General features: G+C 32.9%; 16 protein-coding genes. 5 read left to right on the forward strand and 11 right to left on the reverse strand.

Features of this window, described 5'->3' with window-relative positions:
• Positions 1–66: 66 nt before the first annotated feature.
• The gene (gene gcvT / locus LXH21_RS09335; RefSeq protein WP_239865083.1) at positions 67–1149 is read right to left on the reverse strand and encodes a glycine cleavage system aminomethyltransferase GcvT; all 1083 of its coding nucleotides are present in this window, start codon (positions 1147–1149) and stop codon (positions 67–69) included.
• A gap of 178 nt (positions 1150–1327) precedes the next feature.
• On the opposite strand from gcvT, the gene LXH21_RS09340 reads away from it, so the two are divergent.
• Complete coding sequence (locus tag LXH21_RS09340; protein ID WP_239865085.1) at positions 1328–2170, forward strand: NAD(P)H-hydrate dehydratase; 843 nt, start codon at positions 1328–1330, stop codon at positions 2168–2170.
• Positions 2171–2175: 5 nt separating this feature from the next.
• Here the strand turns inward: LXH21_RS09340 and LXH21_RS09345 are convergent, their stop codons facing one another.
• The 9 genes from LXH21_RS09345 to LXH21_RS09385 all read right to left on the reverse strand — a co-directional run bounded on the left by LXH21_RS09345 (position 2176) and on the right by LXH21_RS09385 (position 12708).
• Positions 2176–3111, reverse strand: a complete 936-nt coding sequence (locus LXH21_RS09345) for a phosphatase PAP2 family protein (RefSeq protein ID WP_239865087.1) — start codon at positions 3109–3111, stop codon at positions 2176–2178.
• Between the two features lie 231 nt (positions 3112–3342).
• On the reverse strand, positions 3343–4200 hold the full coding sequence (gene ypfJ, locus LXH21_RS09350; protein ID WP_239865088.1) for a KPN_02809 family neutral zinc metallopeptidase: 858 nt from the start codon (positions 4198–4200) through the stop codon (positions 3343–3345).
• Between the two features lie 50 nt (positions 4201–4250).
• The gene (locus tag LXH21_RS09355) at positions 4251–8306 is read right to left on the reverse strand and encodes a PAS domain S-box protein (protein WP_239865090.1); all 4056 of its coding nucleotides are present in this window, start codon (positions 8304–8306) and stop codon (positions 4251–4253) included.
• Between the two features lie 89 nt (positions 8307–8395).
• Entirely contained in the window at positions 8396–9157 is a 762-nt protein-coding gene (locus LXH21_RS09360) for a hypothetical protein (protein WP_239865092.1), read from the reverse strand.
• Between the two features lie 179 nt (positions 9158–9336).
• A complete protein-coding gene (locus LXH21_RS09365; RefSeq protein ID WP_239865095.1) occupies positions 9337–10026 on the reverse strand; it encodes an RluA family pseudouridine synthase in 690 nt (229 codons plus the stop codon).
• A gap of 1 nt (position 10027) precedes the next feature.
• On the reverse strand, positions 10028–10846 hold the full coding sequence (gene panB / locus LXH21_RS09370) for a 3-methyl-2-oxobutanoate hydroxymethyltransferase (protein WP_239865097.1): 819 nt from the start codon (positions 10844–10846) through the stop codon (positions 10028–10030).
• Between the two features lie 170 nt (positions 10847–11016).
• Positions 11017–11316 (reverse strand): HPF/RaiA family ribosome-associated protein, encoded by a 300-nt coding sequence (locus tag LXH21_RS09375; protein ID WP_239865099.1) that lies wholly within the window; start codon positions 11314–11316, stop codon positions 11017–11019.
• A gap of 144 nt (positions 11317–11460) precedes the next feature.
• Positions 11461–11898 carry an acyl-CoA thioesterase gene (locus tag LXH21_RS09380; protein WP_239865101.1) on the reverse strand — a complete coding sequence of 146 codons (438 nt, stop codon included), beginning with the start codon at positions 11896–11898 and terminating at the stop codon, positions 11461–11463.
• A 420-nt stretch (positions 11899–12318) separates the two neighbouring features.
• Positions 12319–12708: a DUF1398 domain-containing protein gene (locus LXH21_RS09385; RefSeq protein WP_239865103.1), complete on the reverse strand. Its 390-nt coding sequence runs from the start codon at positions 12706–12708 to the stop codon at positions 12319–12321.
• A 340-nt stretch (positions 12709–13048) separates the two neighbouring features.
• On the opposite strand from LXH21_RS09385, the gene dnaK reads away from it, so the two are divergent.
• The 4 genes from dnaK (at position 13049) to LXH21_RS09405 (ending at position 23951) form a co-directional block, all read left to right on the forward strand.
• A complete protein-coding gene (gene dnaK, locus LXH21_RS09390; RefSeq protein WP_239865105.1) occupies positions 13049–14932 on the forward strand; it encodes a molecular chaperone DnaK in 1884 nt (627 codons plus the stop codon).
• A gap of 377 nt (positions 14933–15309) precedes the next feature.
• Positions 15310–15912 (forward strand): transcriptional regulator, encoded by a 603-nt coding sequence (locus tag LXH21_RS09395; protein WP_239865107.1) that lies wholly within the window; start codon positions 15310–15312, stop codon positions 15910–15912.
• A complete protein-coding gene (locus LXH21_RS09400; protein WP_239865109.1) occupies positions 15906–16610 on the forward strand; it encodes a DUF3307 domain-containing protein in 705 nt (234 codons plus the stop codon). Before LXH21_RS09395 ends, LXH21_RS09400 begins: the two co-directional genes overlap by 7 nt.
• Before the next feature lie 450 nt (positions 16611–17060).
• Positions 17061–23951: a S8 family serine peptidase gene (locus LXH21_RS09405; protein ID WP_239865110.1), complete on the forward strand. Its 6891-nt coding sequence runs from the start codon at positions 17061–17063 to the stop codon at positions 23949–23951.
• Between the two features lie 143 nt (positions 23952–24094).
• Here LXH21_RS09405 and LXH21_RS09410 read toward each other — a convergent pair whose 3' ends face one another.
• Positions 24095–25111, reverse strand: coding sequence for an FAD:protein FMN transferase (locus LXH21_RS09410; RefSeq protein WP_239865112.1), 1017 nt, complete (start codon positions 25109–25111; stop codon positions 24095–24097).
• Between the last annotated feature and the right edge of the window lie 197 nt (positions 25112–25308).

Consider the following 25308-nt stretch of genomic DNA (forward strand, 5'->3'; position numbering starts at 1 on the left):
TTTTGTTTTTTAACGCTTGCAAAAATAAGATATTTTTACAACTTATAAAATGAATTAATTGGATTCTTATTTTTTGTAAAATGGCAGTTTAACCACTTTGGCCACAGCATCTTTTTTTCGGATGCGAATGAAAATTTCGCTGTCGACTGCACTGTTTGCTAATGTAACATAACCTAGACCAATTCCTTTGTTTAAAGAAGGAGACATTGTGCCTGATGTTACAATTCCGATTTCAATCCCATTAGCATCTACGATTTCATAATCATGTCTAGGAATCGCGCGTTCTTGCATTTCAAAACCTACTAGCTTACGAGTAACACCAGCTTCTTTTTGACTTTTTAGACTAGATGAGTTGGTAAATTCTTTATTGAATTTTGTGATCCATCCCAATCCCGCTTCTAATGGCGAAGTGCTGTCATTGATATCATTACCATACAAACAGAATCCCATCTCTAGACGCAAGGTATCGCGTGCTGCTAAGCCGATTGGTTTTATACCAAAAGCAGCACCAGCTTCAAACACTTTGTTCCAAATTTGTTCGGCTTCTGTATTTTTACAGTAGATTTCAAATCCTCCTGCACCTGTGTATCCTGTTGCCGAGATAATAACGTTCTCGACTCCTGCAAAGTCACTAATTACAAAATTATAATAAGCAATAGCGCCTAAATCTACAGAAGCTAGAGACTGCATTGCCTCTACAGCTTTTGGTCCTTGAATGGCAAGTAAAGAGTAGTCTTCGGATATGTTTTTCATATCGACATCCAAATCGTTTTGGCTTGAAATCCAATCCCAATCTTTATTAATATTTGATGCGTTAACTACTAATAGATATTGCTCTTCTTTCATTTTGTATACTAGAAGATCATCAACAATACCACCCGTTGTATTTGGTAAACAAGAATATTGTGCTTTACCTATTGTTAATACCGAAGCATCGTTTGATGTTACTTTCTGAATCAAAGCCAAAGCATTTGGTCCCGAAAGTAAAAATTCTCCCATGTGCGAAACATCAAAAACGCCTACTGCAGAACGAACTGTTTCATGCTCTATATTGATTCCTTCATAAGATATTGGCATATTGTAGCCCGCAAAAGCCAACATTTTTGCTCCCAAACCTTCGTGTATGTGCGTAAGCGCAGTATTTTTCATCTTGATTTTCTATAGTTTTGAAGTCGCTAATTTATCGCTTTTTTATGGACTGACCAAAGTGAAGTCCAATACAAATTTATCAGGACTGTTTTTAAAATATTTTTGTGATTTGAGCTAGTGTGTAATAGTATTTTTAATAAAATATTTGTATTTTTAAGTAAAAGTGATACAATATATTATGAAACCAATAATACTAATTGATAAGAAGGATATCTTAGAAAGATTCCATCCAATAGCTAGCGATACTCATAAGGGAGTGCAGGGGCATGCTTTGATAGTGGCAGGAAGTTATGGTAAAATAGGTGCCGTTGTTTTATCATCAAAAGCTTGCCTAAAATCGGGTTGCGGTCTTGTAACCGTTTTTATTCCCAAATGTGGCTATCATATTATGCAATCGACAAATCCCGAAGTAATGACTTATACAGATGATGTTGAAAAACGAATATCTGATATTCATCTCTTATTTAAACCTGATGCTGTAGGGATTGGTCCTGGTTTGGGGTTGTCGTCTCAAACTCAAAAAGCAGTTTTAAAATTTTTGAGAAAATGCAAATGTCCGATGGTAGTCGATGCCGATGGATTAAACATACTTTCTGTAAATCCAGAAGCTCTTGAAACGCTAAAACCGAAAACCATATTAACACCACATTTGAAAGAATTGCAAAGATTGATAGGTGAGTGGAGTAGTGAAGAAGAGATGTTTGCAAAAACTATCAGTTTTTCTATAAGATACAATGTTATCATTGTTATGAAAGGAGCACCTACCCATATTGTCTATGGTGCTACAGTCTATCAAAATTGTACAGGAAATGCCGCTTTGGCAACTGCAGGTAGTGGCGATGTATTGACCGGAATTATAACCAGCCTTTTGGCACAATCTTATGCTCCAGTAGATGCAGCCATAATAGGCGTTTACCTTCATGGACTCACTGCCGATATTGCGCTACCAGTTACAGGAACACAATCGTTTATAGCATCTGATATTATTGACTATTTGGGGAAAGCTTTTCTAACTTTGTAATGTGATTAAAAGCTACCAATAAAATGCAAACCTATCATGCTACTTGAAACTTGTGGGATGAGTTGTTTGGTCATTTTAAAGTTTTTTGGATTGCTTATAACTGCTGTATTTGTAGACTTTTCCGCTTGCTTACGACTACTTAATACCACTGATTTACCAATAATTGTTCCTACGAGACCACCGATCAAAATATCTGACACCCAGTGATTATGATTTTTTAAATCGGCCAAATAAACTCCTGTAGCTATGGTGTAAGGAATCCAATAATTGTTGTACTCCATTTGAAACACTTTGGCTACCGAATAGTAGAAAGTGGCATGAAAGGAGGGGAATGAAGTTCCGTCGGCTTCAGAACTGATGTAGGGGCGGTGAAAATTACCAAAATCCCAATTGTCTTTTGTCCAGGGCGCGACTGCAGGTTCGTCACCATTGAGAGGACGCTGCGGTCTGTTTCTGCCAGTAATCGATTTTAATAATAAATGGGATATTACATAGGAATACGTAACTGCTTTTACAGCATTGACCGCTACTACCTGACCCTTTTCGTTGTTTGCAATAATTGATCCTGCATAAAGCCCCAATATTGGGTACAAGATATAAGCATTATTGCCATCAACCCAATCAATATCTGTCTTAACAACATCAATTCTGGGTAATTGATAATCTATAGTTGGTTCTATCTTATCATGTAAATAACCCGTCGTTATTTTATCGGCTGCAATAAGTCCGATAATTCCACCTGTATATAAAGCGGTGCGTTTCCAGTCACTAGAGATAGTATGTCCCATTTCTGAGAAATCTCCTGGTACACTAATTATACTATTTTTAAGTACAGCTGTAGCGACTTTGAATCGGCTTTCTTTTTTTATAGCTACGCTATCAATTTGAGCGAAGCTACTTATCGAAATAAAGATGATTAAAAATAAGGACGCTTTTTTCATAGTGCAGTGCTACTGTTTTCTTCGGGACAAATATACATTTTGATAAAGTAAGTAACAATGGCAAAAGATGATTTATATAATTTTAAAATAGATAGTAATTTAAAAAGTTACTGCAAGAAAAACAGCCACAGTTGCCATCTGTTATTCGAAAAAAAAATATCGAGAAACCATCGTTTTAGCGAACTATTTCTCGATACCTATTTATTAAAAATTCAAACCTAATTTTGTCATTTAACGAATTTCATCAAAAGTATTTCCTTGTTTAATATCTCCGGAATTATATCCTTTCATAAACCAATATTTGCGTTGTTCTGAAGTTCCATGAGTAAATGATTCTGGAACGATGTGGCCCTGCATTTTTGATTGAATAGCGTCATCTCCTACAGCATGTGCTGCACTTAATGCTTCATCAATATCTCCAATTTCAAGTACATTATTCATTTTTTGGTTGTAGTTTGTCCACAAACCAGCGTAGAAGTCAGCTTGAAGTTCCAAAGCAACAGATAACTTATTTGCTTCTGCTTTACTTTTTCCTTCTTGCATTTGTCTCATCTTTGCAGATGTTCCTAATAAGGTTTGCACATGATGCCCTATTTCATGCGCAATCACATAAGCAGTTGCAAAATCTCCACCTTGAGCACCAAATTTTGTTTTTAGTTCTTCAAAGAATTTTAGATCCATATACACATTTTGATCTCCTGGACAATAAAACGGACCCGAAGCTGAAGTTGCTCCACCGCATGCTGTTTGTACAGATCCTTCAAACAAAATAATTTTAGGCTCTTTATAAGTTAGATTATTTTCTTGAAAAATTTTTGTCCATACATCCTCATTGTCGGCAAGGATAGTTTTTACAAACTGTTGTTCTTCAAGTTCGGCAGTAGTAAGATCACGTTGCTCGGTCGGAGCAGATTGACCTTGCGTTTGTTGCAAAATATTACCTACCATCTGTCCGTTTTCACCACCAAAAACATTTAGTAGTAAAATAACAATTCCGATAATTCCACCGCCAGCAATTGCTTTACCACCGCCAGACATTCCTCTTCTATCGTCTACATTTCCGCTTTGTCTTCTACCTTTCCACTTCATGATTTATAATTTTATTGTTGTTTATTTATCTAATGATTTTTATTTACCAATTAGCGCAGCCAAAGTGCTAATTTTTCTTCTACAATTCCCTTAATAATTGGTTTTGAAATGTAATCGTTCATCCCAATAGCAAGGCATTTATCTTTTTCTTCTTTTTCGGCACCAGCAGTAATTGCTATAATGGGTATTGATTCACCTGTTTTTAGTAATCGTATTAATTTTGTTGCCTCATATCCATTCATCACAGGCATTTGAATGTCCATAAAAATAATATTTGGTTCTGCAACTTTAAATTGATTTACAGCTTCTTCACCATTATAAACTTGAATTATTTGAGCATCGGGTAATATGTTTTTGATAATAGTTTTGATCAATAACATATTAATTTTGTTATCTTCTACTAGCATAATAATCGGTGTACTACTTTCTAATCGAGACAAACTTTTTCGATAATCTTCGGCCTCTTTAGGCAAAGAGACAAGATCATCAGGCTCTACCTTATTAGAGCATTTGAGTTGTATGTCAAAATAAAATGTACTCCCCACATTAATTTCACTTTCTACATTCAGTCCGCTGTCCATTAAGCCTAATAATTTATTAGAAATACTGAGACCTAATCCAGTTCCTCCAAATTTCTTGGTAGTCGAATTATCTTCTTGCGAAAATGCATTGAAAATGCGTGCTTTATTTTTTTCTAATATCCCAATTCCAGAATCCTCTACTGAAAAACGAATTAAATTCTGAGAATTTCCTATCGTTTTGAGATTGTCAACTTTTAATTTTACAAAACCATTATTTGTAAATTTTACAGCATTCGCCAAAAGATTAATTAATATTTGTTTAATTCTAATATTATCAATCCAGAAAAACTTAGGAACATTTGGAGTAACAATCAATTGTAAATCTATGTTCTTGATGCTAGAATCATAGGAAACTAAGTCTATAACTTGATTTAGTAATTCTTGAATTTCGACTTTTTCGATATAGAGCTCTAGTTTGCCAGCTTCAATTTTAGAAAAATCCAAAATATCATTGACAATATTCAACAGTGAATGAGCAGACTGGTTAACAGTACTCATATGTTTGAGTTGGTTGTCACCCAATTTGGTTTTCATTAGCAAGTCAGTAAATCCAATGATTCCGTTAAGTGGTGTTCTTATCTCATGACTCATATTGGCCAAAAATTCTGATTTTGCTATATTGGCAGCTTCCGCATATTTTTGTTTTTCTATAGCACTTTCAGCTTCTTTTCTCTTTGTAATATCGAGCATTATACCTTCGATATAGGTGATTTTTCCATTTTTAAGAACGGTATCTCCAAATTCCTCAACCCAGGCTATTTCTTTGTCTTTTTTAATGATACGATAGGTAAAATGAAAGGGTTGTAAATTCTTCAACCTTTCATTAGACTCGGCTAATATATCTGCAGAGTCATCTGGATGGATAAGATCTACATATAAAATTTTGTTATCCAGAAAGTCATTCTTATTATAGCCTGTCAACTTTTCGATCTCATCGTTTAAGTATATTTTACTAAAGCCGGGATCATTTTTGGCCAAGTAAACAGTTCCAGGAATATTATTTGCTAATAACCTGAATTTCTCTTCACTTTCTTGGATAGCAGTTTCCGTTTCAATTCGTTCTATTGCTGTGGAAATATTTCGGGCAAGTGTTTGTAAAATATTATTTTCATCCTCAGACCAAAATCTTTCTTGTGAAGTATCATCAAAACCTAGAAAACCATGGAATTGATTTTTCACGAATAAAGGGAATAAAATTAAAGAGAAAACATTAAGATTCTCCAGCTTAGTTCTAAGTGAGATATTATCAATTTCAGAAACAGTTGCATTATATATTTTGTTTTCTTGTAGTGGGTGCAATATATCTTCAAAATACTCAAAACTTAAATTCTGTAATTCAGGATTTGTTTCTGATAAATGAGAAGTGCCAGCAATCCATCGGTACCTCTGGCTAATCGTTTTGTTTTTTAAATTTGTAATATAAAAATAAGCACGATTTGATTGCGTAGTTTGACCCATCAAAATCAGCACGTTTGAAAAGATTTCATCAAGGTCTTGGCTGTTCAATAATTTCTCAGCACAAAGTGTCATGGCAGCAAGTAATTCACTTTTGTAAATTAATTTCTTCTCGATTTCAACTCTGCTTTTTGATTCAAAAGCGATAGCAATAATATCTGCAATTGATCTAGCAAAATTTATATCTTGGTTGTCCCAATGGTGTTTGGTGTGAACTGCTTCAAAACAGATTATTCCTTTGATTTCGCCATCAATAAAAATTGGTGTGTCTAGTAACGAAACAATATTGTTCTCAGGAAAATAAGATGTGTTAAATTCCAAATCGATTTGTTTAAGACTAATATCAGAAATAACAACTTGCGATTTTTTTTCTATTGTCGAAAAATATTTAGGACATGAATTTCTTAAAATGTTAGGCTCTTTGCTAAATACGTTTTCTTTCTTTTTATACAAGTAAAAACATTCAATCTTAGCGCTATTATACTCCCAAAAACTTACACGGTCAATGTTTGTATTTTGTGCAGTAATCTCAAGTATTGTTTTTATTTTGGTATCCAACGTTTCTGCGTTTGAATAACTTTTCTGAGTAAAGATTTTTAATGCTGAGCTGTATTTTTGATTTTTATTTTGTTGTAATGCTTTTTCTTTCTCATTATCTTTTACGAATGTGATATCTCTAGAAATTGCAAAAAAACCGATTATTTTACCAAATTCATTTCGATTAATAGACACTTTTTGAGAGAGCCAAATTTCTGAACCATCTTTTTTGACTATAGGGAATTCAATTATAGAATATGAGTTTGCTTCGTCTGGAGGATTGATATAAAAGTGAATAATGTTTTCTTTGTAATCCTCTTTGATTAAACTTTTAAAATTTGACTTATATAATTCCTCAAGTGTATAACCAGTTATAATTTCTGAATTTTTATTGATAAAAATATATTCGCCACAACTATCCAGCTCAAAAATAATATCATTGGCAGATTCAACCAGATTTTCATACGATTTTTGAATCCGTATCTGCTCTGTAACGTCTTGTCCCACAATGATAAATAATTCTTCAGAATATCTTTGATAACTCCATTGGAAGTATTTTAGTCCATGATTTTTGCACCTGATTTCTTTGATGTATAATTTGTTTTCGAGTGCACCTGTACTTGAGAAATATTCGATTAATTCACGACTGTGTGTAAGTTTTGAAAAATTATCGCCCACAATCTCGTCTGGAGTAAAACCTAATAATTTCACGATATTTTGGCTGCAAAAAACTACTTCTCTATTATCATCAATGGCGATGGAGAGTGAGTTACCTCGATGTACGATATCATTCGAAAAACGAAATTGATTTTTAATGTTTAATAATGACAAATGTCTTATAAAGTTGACTATTACAATTACTAGACTATAATTTATTAAAACAATTATCGACTTTAAAGGAATTAAGCTTTCAAAAAACAACACTAAAAGAACAAGTATCGCATTGATAAGAAAGTAGTAATATATTTTTATTGGTCTGTAAATGTTGAAAGAAAATAACAATAGCATAATGAAACCTACGTAAGGTATGCTGTCAGTAGGATGCTTAACAATGTTATGAGTAACTTTTAAAAAGAATAGGTAGAAAAATAATTTAAATAAGAAATGTAAATTGTTAAATAAGAAAGTATATTTTCTACTTAAAAGTGAAATAGTACAAAATACAGATCCGATTATTACATTGGATAAAAACAGACTTTCTGGCCTGATTTTAAATATTTCTAATGATGTTTCTAGTACGATAAAGAACAGTCCAAAGTAAAGAAAATAGTGTTGGTATTCTTTACTTCTTGATTCATTCGATAAAAAATTATCTGTGAATTGATTTTGTATAATTTTATTTGATTTGAAGATATAGTAAAAAAGTATAAGTATTAAAACAGTAAAAAAAATAGCAATTGTTCTATAAACACTTTGCTCTACTGGAGTTTGATCAATCGGAGAGAAATAATTAATTCCCAATGAAACGATACTCCAAGGATATTGAAGTAATTGCGATAGAAATGTCTCAATAAAATGATAACAAACAAGCATAGTTGACTTTTATAATTTAGTAGCGACTGTTTCCAGATAAACATTTATACGTAAAGCTTAAATTACGTATTCAATCGATTTGTAGTTTATTATTCTAACTTATCAAACCCAATGATTTCTTTGTATAGTATGTAATATAGTGAATACATAATTGGAAGCGTAAAAATGATTCCGATTCCCAATCCTAGTAATCCTACGAGTGAAAATAGTGCACAAACAAGAATAAGTCCCATTATTGTAAATGCTTGTTTTGAAATTAAAGAGACACTTGTCATTATGGATTCTATAACACCTAAGTTACTGAAAATTATCATCGGAGTTTTTAATGCTGTAAATAAAGATACTAATAATGATACTACAATACCAAAAGAAGCAATTCCGATCGCTTCAAAACCTGATGCTAATATCCAATTGAAAACTGCGATAAGTAGGGTAGCAGTAAATAACTTGATAAACATAGGAAATTTGTAGTAGGCAAAAATGGTTGATACATTAAACTCCTCATCATGATCTGCACAATAAGCCATTTTTATAAAGCCTGCAGCAAATGGACTTATTAAACAGCTAAGTAAGATAGCAAGAATATTATAAATTATAAAAAATTCTTTAGTTAATTTTTCGGGAGTCAGATTTTCTGGTTTTGCAATTTCGATAATTTTCTCAGCTCCAAAATAAGATAGAAGTCCACCGTATATAAGTGAAATCAGTAAAACACCAAAAACAAGAATCATAAAACCAGCATATAATGCTATCTTTTTATAATTACCCAATACTTGGTTGAAAGTGTTTTCAAAATTTAATTCATATCCCTGAGACTTGAGTTGCTCAATTTTATCTTTTTTAAGCTCCATTTTCTATATTTTTTAATCATAAACAAGTATTTTAAGTGTACTACTAGTTTATATTTTTGCCGAAAGTAATAATTTATTAACAATGCTAATTGCAATTAATACTATTATTTTATAAAAATTAGAAAGCATCTAATTAATTTAATAGGAGTGTATGATCTAGGATGATCCCGATAATGCTATTAAACTGCAGACCAAATAACATCATTTGGTGTAGGTGCCAATAATGTTAAACTTTCTTTACTTACGGGGTGAATAAAAGTTAATTTGCGAGCGTGTAAATGTATTCCGCCATCCGGATTACTACGGTCAAATCCATACTTTAAATCACCTTTAATAGGACAGCCAATAGCTGATAATTGTGCTCTAATTTGATGGTGTCTACCAGTATGAAGATTTATTTCTAAGGCAAAATAATTGTTTAACTCTTTGATTACGGTATAATCCAAACTAGCCATTTTGCTATCTGGAACTTCTTTAATATGCGCTTTTGACGAATTATTTTTTTCAGTTCTTTTTAGATAATGAATTAGTTTATCTTCTTGCTTTGGCGGTTTATTTTTTACAACTGCCCAATACGTTTTTTGCGTTTCTCTATTTTTAAACAGCTCATTAAGGCGCGTAAGTGCTTTGGTTGTACGAGCAAAAACAACAATACCCGTTGTCGGTCTATCCAAACGATGTACTACGCCCAAGAAAACTTCTCCCGGCTTATTGTATTTGTCTTTGATGTATTCCTTAACGATGTCAGACAACGGTTTGTCACCAGTTTTATCACCCTGAACAAGATCACCGACACGTTTGTTGATCACAATAATGTGATTGTCTTCGTGTAGCACTTGTAAATTATCTTTGGTAGATACTATCTTCAACTTAATATTGTTCTTTTTCGTTAGGGAAATCTTTTGATTTTACGTCGGCAACATACTGACCAATTGCGGTAGTCATTCCTTCAAATAAATTCATATAACGACGTAGGAAACGTGGGCTAAATTCATTATTCATTCCAAGCATGTCGTGAATAACTAATACTTGACCATCAACATTTCCTCCTGCACCAATTCCGATAACTGGGATAGAAATACTTTGAGCTACTTTTTCGGCTAGGTGTGCGGGAATTTTTTCTACAACCACAGCAAAACATCCTAACTTTTCTAGAAGCAAAGCATCTTCGATCAATTTATCAGCTTCCTGCTCTTCTTTGGCACGTACTGTATAGGTTCCAAATTTGTAAATTGACTGAGGTGTCAAACCCAAATGGCCCATTACAGGAATACCGGCATTTAATATTTTTTTGATGGAGTCTTTAATTTCTTTACCACCTTCTAATTTTACGGCATGACCTCCACTTTCTTTCATTATTCGAATGGCAGAACGCAGCGCTTCTTTTGGATCTGATTGATAACTACCAAAAGGCAAATCAACTACTACAAGTGATCTTTCTATTGCTCTCACTACCGATGAAGCATGATAGATCATTTGATCTAGCGTTATAGGTAAGGTAGTTTCATGTCCAGCCATAACGTTGGAGGCAGAATCACCTACGAGGATAACATCAACACCAGCTGTGTCAACTATTTTTGCCATAGTAAAATCATAAGCAGTTAGCATAGAGATTTTCTCTCCATTTGCTTTCATTTCGATCAAGGACTTAGTGGTAATTCTTTTATAATCTTTTTTTGCTACAGACATTCTGTTCTATTTTTGGTTGAAACCTTAATAAATTAAGGGTACTCTATATCAATTCGAGCATGTAAAATTAGGTAAATATTTTAAAGTGGGCGCTATTAAATGCAAATGAACTTTATCAAACTCAAAAGTTTAATAAAGTTCATTTATTTAAATTGCATTAAAAGATGTTATTAATGCGATTTCATTTCGCTTTTTCGCTTATTCAATTGTGTCTCTATATCTTTAACAGTTTCTGCAGCTGCAATTTCAAAAGATGTTTCATTAGAAACTGCAAATATTCTAGGGCCAGGGCAACTCAATGTTATTTCACAAATTTTACCTTTACCATATGAATCTTTTTCTTCCTTAAAGATGACATTTGCACGTATTACCCAGTCAAAATGATTTGTTAAGGTATCTAACTTTTTTAATACGATGTGTTCTGCTGTTTTATTAGTTTCAGCATGTACGAATTGAATGATTGATTCCATATATCTTTATTTTTAAGTTTATTGTTTTAGGTAAATGAGGAGTTCTTCTAGGGCTTATTACTATTTGAGTGAAGTTTGTTATAATTTGAAAGTGCTTATTCTCAAATTTACGTATTTAATTTTATATGAAATTACATTTAAAAATTAAAGTTGAATAAAATCGTCACTTTTAGGAAAGACAGACAATGCTTTTAATATCACATCAGGAACAGGGTTTACAAGTTTACGTAATTTTGTATCCATCCAAGCACCATCTACAGAAATTGTGGCAGCAAGTAAATCTTCTTCATTACGCAACTCGTGTACAATTGTCCATCTCGAAGCATCGGGTTTCATCTTTGCCACTTTGGTGTGAATATATATGGTGTCAGAAAGTTTAATTTCTTTTCGGAAAACACATTCTTCTCTAAAGATTACTGGGCCAAAGTACTGTGACTGCATAATTTTCATTGTTAGTCCAAGCCCCTCTAAAATTTCGATACGGTGTTGTGCACCAAAATCATAATACACACTATGTCTTACGTGAAAGTTTGGGTCAAGATCTGCCCAACGAAAAGAGATTTGTTTGCTGAAAGAGGTCATATGTATTGTTTTATTTAATTAATAGATAATGTAGGATAGTAAAATTAGTGAATTGAAAGATAGATTCTCAAGAAGTTTGAGAAAAGTGGTAAATTAATAGGTTATCGCTATGGACCAATTTTAAGATCATTTTTCTATTTTGATCTAAAGCGTTAAAAATTAATAGAATGAAGTTATTGTGAAAGAAATGAAGAGTTTATTTTAAATTTCTTTTTTTGTTGAAGTATAAAACTAAGTTGATTCAAAATGTTTCTGGTTGTGAAGGAGTACTTGAAATCAAAGTTCAAACCAGATGAGAATAAATTTATAAAGGTTTAATCAAGAACAAAGTTTTATTTTAAACCTGTCGAAATCGATAGTTCTGCGACAGGTTTTTTTTAATATAGATAATATAACCAGTTAAGATGATGAAGTTCTAAATTACACTGGAATTTTTTCGATAACAATCGGATTATTAGCTGCGTCTAAATACGTGCAGGTCATCTCTATGATGTCAACGCGCCATTTTGCAATACCACATTGTGCTGCATGTTGGCAAAACGTATGATAATTAGTTTGACCATCTTGGTGCATCACCAAAAACTCTATAAATCGTTCTTTGTTAGCGATTGTAGCAGTAGCCAATGTTTCGTATTTTGCCTCTGTAGTGGTTGTGTAGTTATTATCTCCATAATAAGAGATTCGGCCATCTGTAACAATAGTATCGTATCCTTTAACGCCTAATTGAATTAAGTCTTGAATGTAAGTAGAAAAATCTTCGCCGGTTTGCACTTTATCGTGTGCGTCCTGAATTTGTGATAGGGTAAACATAATTTGAATTTTAAGAAAACAAAGATACAGATAAAGAAAATAAATTTCGAATTCGAAAATGGAAAGTGAATGATTAATTAATTTTGATTCGATTATAACCTTTACAGTGCCTTCAACTCATTAAAGGTTGTGTTTAGGGAGTACTCATGAGTAAATATGACAGTATAGATATTGTGCATTTTAAAATGTCAGTCGTAGTAAAATGTCAAGATGTCAGCTATATTTCCGCCATTATAACAAATACTGACAATTTAATATAGGGTTTTCTGTTGGCATAAAGATTGCTTTACAGTCAACAAGTTATTAAAACGAGTATATAATAAAATTAAATATATTAAAAATGGGTAAAATAATCGGAATTGATTTAGGTACTACAAACTCTTGTGTTTCTGTAATGGAAGGTAATGAAGCTGTTGTAATTCCTAATGCAGAAGGAAAAAGAACAACACCATCTATCATCGCTTTTGTTGAAGGTGGAGAAATTAAAGTAGGGGATCCTGCAAAAAGACAAGCGGTAACTAATCCAACTAAGACTATTGCTTCTATCAAACGTTTTATGGGACAATCTTTTGCTGAAACTACAGAAGAAGCAAAAAGAGTTCCTTATTCAGTAGTAAAAGGAGACAACAATACACCACGTGTTGATATTGATGGTCGTTTATACTCTGCACAAGAATTGTCAGCAATGACATTGCAAAAAATGAAAAAAACTGCTGAAGACTATTTAGGTCAAACAGTTACTGAAGCGGTTATTACTGTTCCTGCTTACTTTAATGATGCACAACGTCAAGCTACAAAAGAAGCTGGTGAAATTGCAGGTCTTAAAGTAATGCGTATCATCAATGAGCCAACTGCTGCTGCACTTGCTTACGGATTAGATAAAAAAGGAGTAGATCAAAAAATCGCAGTTTACGATTTAGGTGGAGGTACATTTGATATCTCTGTTCTTGAATTAGGAGACGGAGTTTTTGAAGTATTATCTACAAATGGAGATACTCACTTAGGTGGAGATGATTTTGACCAAGTAATCATTGACTGGTTAGCTGACGAATTTAAAGCTGACGAAGATATTGATTTACGTCTTGACCCAATGTCATTACAACGTATAAAAGAAGCTGCTGAAAAAGCTAAGATTGAATTATCTGCTTCTACTGAAACAGAAATCAACTTACCATATGTTACGGCTACTGCTTCAGGACCAAAACACTTAGTAAAAAAATTATCTCGTGCTAAATTTGAGCAATTAGCTGATTCATTAGTAAAACGTTCTATGGCTCCAGTAGCAAGAGCGTTGAAAGATGCAGGTTTATCTACATCTGATATTGACGAAGTTATCTTGGTAGGTGGATCTACACGTATCCCAAGAATTGTTGAAGAAGTTGAAAAATTCTTCGGTAAAAAAGCGTCTAAAGGAGTTAACCCTGATGAAGTTGTTGCAATTGGAGCAGCTATTCAAGGTGGAGTTCTTTCTGGAGATGTAAAAGATGTATTGTTATTAGACGTTACACCTTTATCTTTAGGTATCGAAACTATGGGTGGAATTATGACTATCTTAATCGAAGCTAATACTACTATCCCAACTAAAAAATCTCAAGTTTTCTCTACAGCTGCAGATTCTCAACCAACTGTTGAACTACACGTTCTTCAAGGAGCTAGAGCAATGGCTGCTGATAACAAAACTATCGGACGTTTCAACTTAGACGGTATTCCACCAGCACCAAGAGGAGTTCCTCAAATCGAGGTTTCTTTTGATATTGATGCAAATGGTATCATCAAAGTATCTGCTACTGATAAAGGAACAGGTAAATCTCATGATATTCGTATCGAAGCTTCTTCTGGATTAACTTCTGAAGAAATCGAAAGAATGAAACAAGATGCTGAAGCTAACGCTGAGTCTGACAAAGTTGCAAGAGAAAGAGCTGAGAAATTAAACGAAGCTGATTCTATGATTTTCCAAACTGAAACTCAGTTGAAAGATCTTGGAGCTAAATTAACAGATGATAATAAAGTTGCTGTTGAGTACGCTTTAACTGAATTGAGAATGGCTCACCAATCTCAAGACATTCCAGCTATTCAAACTGCACTTGATAACATCAATGCTGCTTGGAAAAAAGCTACTGAAGCAATGTATGCTGAAGGAGAACAAGCTCAAGGTGGTGCTGAACCACAAGCTGAAAACCAAGGAGACAATGTTGAAGACGTTGAATTCGAAGAAGTAAAATAAGTAATAAACCAATTTTTATAAAAAATTGTGTGAATCGCTTGTCCCGATTCTATCGGGATCTTTTCAAGAATAAATAATAAAACCGAGCTAGCAATGGCTCGGTTTTTTTTTGTTCCAAAAAACATATTTTTTGTAATAAGTGATGAGTAACTTTAACTCAAACTGAAATTATTTAATATAAAATGGAGCGCTTATCTTTATATTTTAGTTACATTTAAAACTATTAATAAGAAGAAAATGATGTTTCATAAGTAATCATTTTTAAGTGATTGATAATATATATCACTGAGCATATATTTAATATTATCTGCTTTTTTGTATATATTTTTTATTATCTGCTTTTAAATAGATATATTTACAAGCTAAATTAATTTTATATGTTTGCAGTTATTACAGGTGATATTGTCCAATCTCAACAAACAGACGTTGAATTGTGGATGCATCCATTAAAAAAAATATTGAGTCAATATGGTTCTACTCCCAAAGATTGGGAAATTTACCGTGGTGATAGCTTTCAAATTATAACAAGTCCAGAACAAGCTCTGTTATTAGGCCTTATAATTAAATCGTCTTTAAAAAGTAATAATATTAATGTTCGAATGGCTATTGGAGTGGGAGATATTAATTACCGAACAGATAAAATCACTGAATCAAATGGTTCAGCCTTTGTAAATTCGGGAACTAGTTTTGATAGGTTAAAGAAACATTACTTCTCGATAAAGACACCTTGGGAGCACTATAATACAATAGTTAACACTATGTTAGACTTGGCTTCGATTACAATGGATAAATGGACAGCTAAAACAGCTAAAGTGATTTGCTTTAAATTCCAAAACCCAACAATGAATCAAATAGATATTGCTGAGAATTTCGACAAAAAAGGTCAAGGAAATATTAGCGAAGCATTAAAAAGGGGAGGGTATGACCAACTCAATCAATTTTTAAACTACTATAGACAAAGTATACTTGAATTATGTTGACATTATTAATTCCTTTATTATTAGCCCACTTGGTTGGTGATTTTCTGCTACAACCAGATAAATGGGTAAAAGAAAAATCTATTGCTAGACAGCGTCCGAAATACTTATGCTTGCATATAGGTGTACATACTTTGGCGTTAATTATAGCTTTGCAATTTCAGTTTCAATATTGGATTGGAATAATATCTATCATTTTTTCACATTTTATAATCGATTGGATTAAATTGCGATTACAAAATAAAAAGAATGAAATCCTCTTGTTTTTTTTAGATCAAATTGCCCACTTAATAATTATAACTTTTGTGGTTTATTCCTATAAACCATTTGTATTTGATCCTACTGTAATTTCATTTTCTCAAATAGTCCTATTTCTAACTGCTTTGGTGTTACAGACCCAAGTAGCGGCAATTATCATTAAAGTGCTGTTATCAAAATGGAAAATGAAAGATGAGAATCCCAATCAGGCGGGTAAATATATCGGGATACTAGAACGACTTTTTATATTTGCATTTGTTCTCATGGATTATTGGGAGGGAGTAGGATTTTTACTAGGAGCTAAATCAATCTTTAGATTTGGAGATCTAAACAATGCTAAAGACCGTAATTTGACCGAATATGTGCTGATAGGAACTTTGTTGAGTTTTGGATTGTCCATGCTAATTGCTAGGGGGTACCAATTTATTAGTTTGTATTTATAGCTATACTATTCGAAAAAAAAGCTCCATAATATATCTTAAAAGATACATTTTAGACTTTCATCCTAACGGAAGAAAGTCTTTTTTTTTTGTCCATTAATTTTTTATTAATTCTCTATTAAATAATTTTTATCGAAATAGTGCTAAGTGTGTGTAGAAATAAGAGGAAACCTAAAAATTGTTAATTTCTATAAAATTATATTGCATTTTCATCACTAAATACACTGTAAATAATAAAGTATCTATATCATTACTAACAATATAACAATGAATAAAATTCAATCATTTTTTGAATCCGTTTAATTAAATGCAATGATATAAAGAGAAATGGTGATTTTTAATAATGAAAACTAAATTATAAATCAAATTATTTAGTTTAAAATTTTTAGCGTTTATTTTTAAATGTTAAATTAAATTTACCGTTTTAACATATTAACATATAATTATTCAAAGATGAGAAAAAAATTACTTTCACTTGTCTTGATTAACTTGTCGATCATGGGAGGATGGTCGCAGGTTAGTAATCAAGATAATTATTCCATTTCAATAAATGGAAGAAAAATTAACACTACAGCAGATTTCTCTGCTCAAGTTAGTGCTCGTAAAAAAAGTACCGACAAGAAAATTCCTAAAACAGAATATTCTTTAATGCAATTTACAAAGATTCCTACTTTGGATGAGCAAAAAGAATTAAAAAACAAGGGAATAAATTTAATTAGTTATCTATCTAATAATGCGTATTATGTAGCTATTGATTCTAAATACTACAATCAAAGTACATTTTCAAAAAACATTAGAACTGTTGTTGCAGTAGATTCTGAACTAAAAATTGATCCTGTAATTGTTAATGGAGCTGTTCCTGAATACGGAATGGAAAATAATAATATCAAAGTAGTGGCATCTTATTTCAAAGGTGTTGACGAAGCAACGATTAATAGTGATTTAGCTAAACTTAATATCAAAAGCTTCAAAAATATTAGCTCATATAATCAAGTATACCTTGAAGTTCCATCTGAAAAGGTAAATGAATTAGCTGAATTAAATTGGGTACAGAATATCGAATTACAACCTGCTCCAGTAGAAAGTGATAATGTTCCAGGTGTAACATCACATAAAGCAAACGTTTTAAGTTCTAAAATTCCAGGATTAGGTTACGATCTTTCAGGAAAAGGGGTAAAAATCGGAATCTGGGATGGAAATCTAGAAAAACATATTGATCATACTGGAAGAGTTACAAATAGAGAATATGAAAACCCATCTTCACATGGAGAACACGTTTCTGGAACTATTGGTGGAGCAGGAGTATTAGATCCTCGAGCAAAAGGGATGGCGCCCGATGTACAGATGTTTGGGTGGAATTTTAATACACAATCAAACGGACTTCCTGTGTATGTAGAAAGAGATCTTGCTGCTGCCGATGATGGAGTAGAAATTACTTCTAACTCTTATGGTGTAAGTCTAACAACTGGTTACAATACTACGAGATATAGCGTTAGTGATCGAGGGGATGATGACGTAACAGTTAAATATCCTTATTTATTAAATGTTTATTCGAATGGAAATTCACAGAGTGCCTACACAGGTGGATTTAATACTTCTACAAAGGCTTCTAAGAATGCTTTACATGTAGCTGCAAATGATCCAAATGATGTAATTAGTACCTACAGTAGTTTTGGTCCAACATTAGATGGTCGTTTGGTACCTCAAATTGCAGCAGTAGGAACAAATGTTTATTCTTTGGATTATTCCAATGGATATCAAACAATGAGTGGAACATCTATGGCAACGCCAGGAACCTCTGGAACTTTGGTCTTGTTGTATGAACGTTACAAAAATATTTATGCAGCAAAACCGTTGGCTTCCTTAATGAAAGCGTTAGTTTGTAATACGGCTAAAGATGTTGGTAATGCTGGACCAGATTATAAATATGGTTTTGGTAATCTAAACGCTTTAAGAGCAATAAAGGTATTGGATAAAAAAATGTTTTACACAGCATCTGTTGCAAATGGTGCTACTTATGAAAAACAAATTACAGTGCCAGCAGGTTTGTCATCGTTAAAAATTATGATGGCTTATTCAGATATAGGAGCTACGCCAGGCGCAACTAATATATCTGTAAATGATTTAGATATTAAAATAGTTAAAGACGGTGTAACAACACTTCCGTGGATACTAGATCCTACACTTCCAAATGCTATTGCTAAGAGAGGGGTAGATTTATTGAATAATATCGAGCAAATCACACTAGATAATCCAGCTGCAGGTACTTATACTATTATAGTTACAGGAACTACAGTACCTTTGAACGCACAAGAATTTTCAGTAGTTTATGATTATGTTGCTCCAGAGTTGGTAGTAACTTATCCTATTGGTGGAGAAAAATTTAATCCAAAATCAACAGAATATATTCGTTGGGATTACGAGGGGGATGAAAAACCATTTACTATCGAATATTCAGTAGATGGAGGTAATACTTATACAATAATAGCTGCAGATTTACCGGCAGCGGCAAGAAATTTTGCTTGGACTGTACCACAAGGTGTAGTTTCGAATGCAAAAATCAGAATCAGCGCTGGAAGCAAAGTAGAATTTTCGAAAGAAAACTTTGCGGTTATGACAGAACCTGAGAACTTGCAAATTGCTCCTGCAGCATGTGGAGTGTCTGCTTACACGATGACATGGAACGCAATCTCAGGTGCTACATATGAAGTATTAAAATTAAATGGATATGCGTTTGAGTCAGTTGCAATTGTAAGTGACCCTACCTATACTTTTGCAAATTTAACAGTAGGTGATAATAACTGGTTTACAGTACGTGCAATTGACACTGCTACTGGTCTAGTATCACAAAGAGCTAAGGCTATTAATGTAGAACCAATAAGTAGTCCTACTTTGACAGCACCAACTTTGCCTTTTAAAGAAAACTTTAATGATAGAAAGCCAACAAACTATACCTTGTCAAAAGCGAGCAGTACAGGAACAATTGGATATGAATCTGCAAGTTTAGATCTATTAGATGCTGTAAAAATGTCTGGTTCATCTGTTGCTGGCTCACCATTATGGGTTGCTAGTACAGTAAGTAATGCATTTACAAATAATCCGAATTACATTAAAAGATTGTCTTTTTGTGATATCGATGCCACTACTTTAACAGGCAAAGCAATTCGTTTAAAATTCAATTTAATTTGGTCAAATAGTGTTGCAGCTAATAAAAACTTTTTTAGAGTTTTAGTAAACGGTGTACCTGTTACAAGTCATGAAAATGTATCAGTTTATGGAGGGGCTTCACTTTCAGGAAACACTACCTTGACTTATGATTTGGCAGCAGTAGCTGGAACAAAATTCAGTGTAACTTTGGAAGGTGTCATGGATAATGATGCTACAACGACCCCAACATATAATACAATTTTTATTGATAATGTTGAGATTTATGAAGCAACAACAACTGATCTTGCTTTGAGTTCATTGACAACCAACACGGGCTATACTGCAACTGAAACAGTTTCAGCTAAAATTTATAATTATTCTCCAACAGCCATTAGTAATATTCCGATCTCATATAAAATTAATAATCAAGCGGAAGTTACAGAAGTTCTTCCAGGACCTATTGCACCTTTAAGTGAGTCTACCTATACTTTCACTAAAACTGCAGATTTCGTAGCAGGAGGAATATATACTGTTGTTGCTAAAATTACTCCAACAGGTGATACAGTTGAAGCTAACAATTCAATTACTAAAACAGTTATTAACAACGGGACTGATATTGCGATGGGAAGCGCTACAACGGTAACCACTTGTTCAGCAGTTTTTGTAGATAACGGTAGTAGGTATGCGGATTACGGCAACAGTCTTACACAAACCATAACTTTTGCACCTGCAGTTACAGGGAATAGCATTAAAGTTGATTTTACCGAATTTGATGTAGAAGCTGGTTATGATTATCTATATGTATATAATGGAAGTTCGGTTTCAGCAACATTATTAGGGAAGTTTGACGGAAATTCATTACCTCCATCATTAACTTCTACTGCTACAGGAGGACAACTTACATTTAGATTTATATCTGACAGCGAAGTTGTTGAAAAAGGATGGGTTGCTACTATTTCATGTGTAGCTAAACCAACATCAACTCTAAATGATACTGGAATTACACAAATTTATGCACCTGAAATTCTTGGTAAAAAAACAGCAGCAAACCCTATAACTATTTTAGTTAAGAATAATGGTGCTACTGCAAGAACTAACGTGTCTGTCTATTACGAAGTAAATGGTGAAGCTAAAGTTACAGGTACTATTGCTACTATTGCTTCTCTAGCTACTGCAACTTACACATTTGAAACGACTGCAGATTTATCTTTAGCTAATGGTCAATATACGATTAAAGCAGGTGTTAACGAAATTGATGATGATATAACAAATAACTCTATTGAAAAAGTAGTTTATAACAATAATAATTTACCAACCAATACTAATACTAATGGTTTTGCGATTACTTCATTTAAGTGGAATGATGTTATAAACAATTCTGGAGTTACTGGTTATTCAGATTTTAAAAACATCAAGATACCTGTATATTCTGGATTTACTTATCAGCCTCAAGTTACAATCTCAAAACCTGAAAGACCGATTTCTAGAGATTTATCTAGTACAACACCAGGTGTTTTTACAATGATTGTAATCGATTTAAATGGTGACGGAAACCTAACGGATGAATTTTATGCAGGAAACTTTTGGGTTAATACCTTAACTACTGCGACATCTCCAGCTGTTGCTTCTACTACAAGTATTCACAACTTTAGAAACAACACAACTTTGGTAGGTGGTCTAACAATTCCAGCGAGTACAACTTCTGGTGAAAAACTGATGCGTGTTATTCATATGTTCCGATCTCCGAGTGAATATTTTAATGTGAATCTTGGACCCACTTTTGATGGATTAAAAACTTCAAGAGAAGACTTCGAAATTGAAGAGTATACTATTAACGTTCTTCCTTTTACAGCAGCTGATGCTAGTGTAGAATCAATTACTGCACCAGTAAAACTAGGAATGAAACCAGTTACAGTTACTGCTCTTATTCGTAACTATTCGACGACTGCGATTTCAAATTTCCCAATAGCTTATAAAATTAATGGTGGAGCAGAGGTTGTACAAACAAATACAGCTTCAATTGCGGCTGGTGCAACTGGTACTTTCACTTTTACAACAAAAGCAGATTTATCCGCTGTTGGAAATTATGCGATTGAAGTATATACCAAATTGGTTGGAGATACAGATGCTACAAATGATTCAAAAACTATCTCATTTAATCACGTAGCTGATGCAGCTACCAATGTAGTAGGTACTTTTGACGGAGTAGACGATTATATAGTTACAGATGTGAGCCCAGCTCTAGATCTAACAAACAATTATACTTTTGAAGCTTGGGTAAATAGAAATAATCCAACAACATTTGGGAGAATTTTGGATAAGTCAAGAGTGCTATTGTTTGTTCATACCAACAACAATCCTACGTATAATGAAAATAGTTTGGTGCTATCAATTACGACAGCAACAGGTTCTTATGTGGCGAACACAGGAGCAAATTCTGTATCATTGAATAAATGGCAACATATTGCATTTTCAGTAAGTGCTACCAATGTTTATACTATTTATGTTAATGGAGTTGCAGTTCCCTTTACAGCAACAGGTACTGCAGCAGCAGCATCTACAAATGCTACCTTACAAGCTTTTATTGGAAACAATGCCTCACTAACACGTGGTATAGATGGTAAAATTGATGAAGTTCGTATCTGGTCTGGTGTTCGCGACCAAGCAACACTTATGGCTAATGCAACTACTAAATTTACAGGAAATGAAGCAGGTTTATTAGCTTATTATTCTTTTTCTTCTGGTGACGGACAATATGTATATGACACTAGTGCAAGTGATAATACGGCTATTGTCAAAAATGCAGATACAAATGGTATGGGTATTGGCAAATTCTGGAATACACCAGTATTACTAGAAAGCTTGAAGTTGACAGAACAACTGTCGTCTTCTTATGATGCAGCCAGTAAAACATTCAACGTTGTATTAAAAGATGGAATAGATATTAATGCAGCTACAATAGATTTTAGTGCAGGTATGAATTCTACAGTAACTATTGGAGGTCTTCCAGTAGTAAGTGGTCAAACATTGGTAAACTTTGGAGCACCCGTTGTCCTAGAGGTTCAAGGAGTTGGATTCAATACAGGAATTGTAGAACAATATTCTATCAATGTTCTTGTTGGATTGAATAGTGAGAGCAAATTAATTAGTTATGATTTTAAAGCTAGTGCAAACCCTAGTTTAACGCAGGATATTGCAACTACTATTTCTGGAGACAATGTTACTGCCACAGTGCCATTTGGAGTGACTACTTCAAATTTAAAAGCGGCATTTACTGTTTCTACAGGTGCTGAATTATATATCGATAACGTAAAACAAACATCGCAAAGTTCAGCAGTAGATTATACAAATAATGTATTAGTTACAGTAGTTTCAGAAAACAAGCTTTCTAAAACAAATTACAATGTAGCTATTAATGCTAAGAACCCAGAAGCTTCGTTTATTAACTATTCGGTAGCAAATCAAGTTGGTTCAAGCTTGATCGATACAAACTCCAAAACGGTTAAGGTATTTGTGAATAATAATGCGAATTTGAATGCTCTGGTTCCTGTTTTTCAAGTATCAGAACAAGCAACTGTACTTATTGGTACTTATTACCAAAATAGTGGAGTTACATCTCTTAATTACACAATGCCAATTATGTATAATGTGATAGCTCAAAATGGTACTATTCAAAAATGGACTATTACTATTGAAAGAGCAGTACCAATGATCACATTACTAGGACAAATGGAGATATCCATTGGTAAAGGTTGTACTTATATGGAGGCAGGTTACAGTGCCAAAGATAATCTGGGTACAGATTTAACTTCAAATGTTATGGTAACTAGTACACTTGATGTGAATACTATTGGAACTTATGTTGTAAGTTATACTGTCAAAGATGCATTTAATAATGAAGTTATGATCTGTAGAACTGTTCACGTAACTAATGATGGTTGCTCATTGGACATCAAAGAAAATGCTATTGAAGGATTTGCAATTTTTCCAAATCCGATAGTTAACGGAAAAGTGTTTGTCATTACAGCAAATAACGGTTCTAAAAAAGTTACATTCTATGACGTTTCTGGAAAAGAAGTTTTATCACTTCAAACAGAAAGTAAAGAAATTAATACTTCTTCGCTTATCAGAGGAGTATATATTTTGAAAGTAGAGGAAGATGGTAAAACAAGTACTGAAAAAGTAATTGTTCAATAATTTTCTACACCATTATTTTAAAGAGCTGCTTGAAATTATTCAAGCAGCTTTTTTTATATAATAACTGTCCCGTCCTGAAATAGTAAAACAGAAAATCTTTGACAATGGCGTAATATAAATAAAGACCTATTTTTAAAAATGGGCTATAATTTTTTAGGGAGTTCTATAAGACGTTTTTTTAAACCCTGTGAGGTGAAAGTTTTCCATTTACCATTTTCATCATAGATGAAAAAGACTTCTAAATTTAATTTCTTGTTTTTTTCTAAAAAAACTTTAGATTTTTTTAATCCCATTACCATAAAAGCAGTGGCATATGCATCTGCTGTAATTCCATCCTTTGCTATTACTGTAGTACTTAATAAATTATGTTTTGCAGGGTAACCTGTTTTAGGATCAATAATATGTGAAAATTTTTGATCGCCTTTAACATAATATTTTCGATAATTACCTGAAGTAGCTAACGCTTTATTATCTAAGTTTATGATTGCCTCTAGTTGTCCTTCAGACACCCCTTTTTCATTTGGTTGATCAATACCAACTTTCCATTCTTCACCATTTTTTTTACCTTTTCCTATTATCTCACCGCCAAGTTCGACCAAATAGTTTCTTACCTTTTTTTTGTCAAAGAAGTCGGCTATCACATCTACAGAATATCCCTGTGCTATTGCATTAAAGTCAATTTTAATAGACGGATTTTCTTTAATGACAACATTATTCTTTAACGTTACTTTTTTATAATCAACTAGTTGAATCAAACTATCAACTTTAGTACTTGCTAATGCGTTATTGGTAGTAGGTCCAAATCCCCAAGAATTAATTAAAGGTCCGACCGTAATATCAAAATTCCCTTCTGTTTTATTTGATACATCGAATGACTTATTGAAAACCGTCTTAAAATAGTTGTCAACTATGACATTCTCTTCATTATTATTTATTCTAGAAATAATGGAATTAGGAACCCAAGTTGACATAGAATTATCAACAACTGTTAAAAGGGAATCTATCTGTTTTTTATATCGAATGCCATCTTTAGACATATATATTATGTGATAGGTAGTGCCCTGTGATTTTCCTTCAAGTTTAATTATTTCTCTTTTTTGAGAAACACAGCTAGACATAAATAAAGTAATCAAAGAGCAAGATACTAATTTTTTTAACATAAAATCTTCATTTAAGCAATTATCTATAGTTGTTAAATCATCAAATTTGATTAACACTTGAAATAGTAAAGGTTTACAAATATAATACTCTAAACTATTGCAAGTATAAAATCGTCAAGATAACGAGCAAACGGTATTCAAAAATCAAATTGAGAATTGCTAATGTAATTGATATTCTTAAATCTAAATCTAAGTAA

The sequence above is a fragment of the Flavobacterium algicola genome (genome assembly GCF_022399565.1).
GTDB lineage: Bacteria > Bacteroidota > Bacteroidia > Flavobacteriales > Flavobacteriaceae > Flavobacterium > Flavobacterium algicola.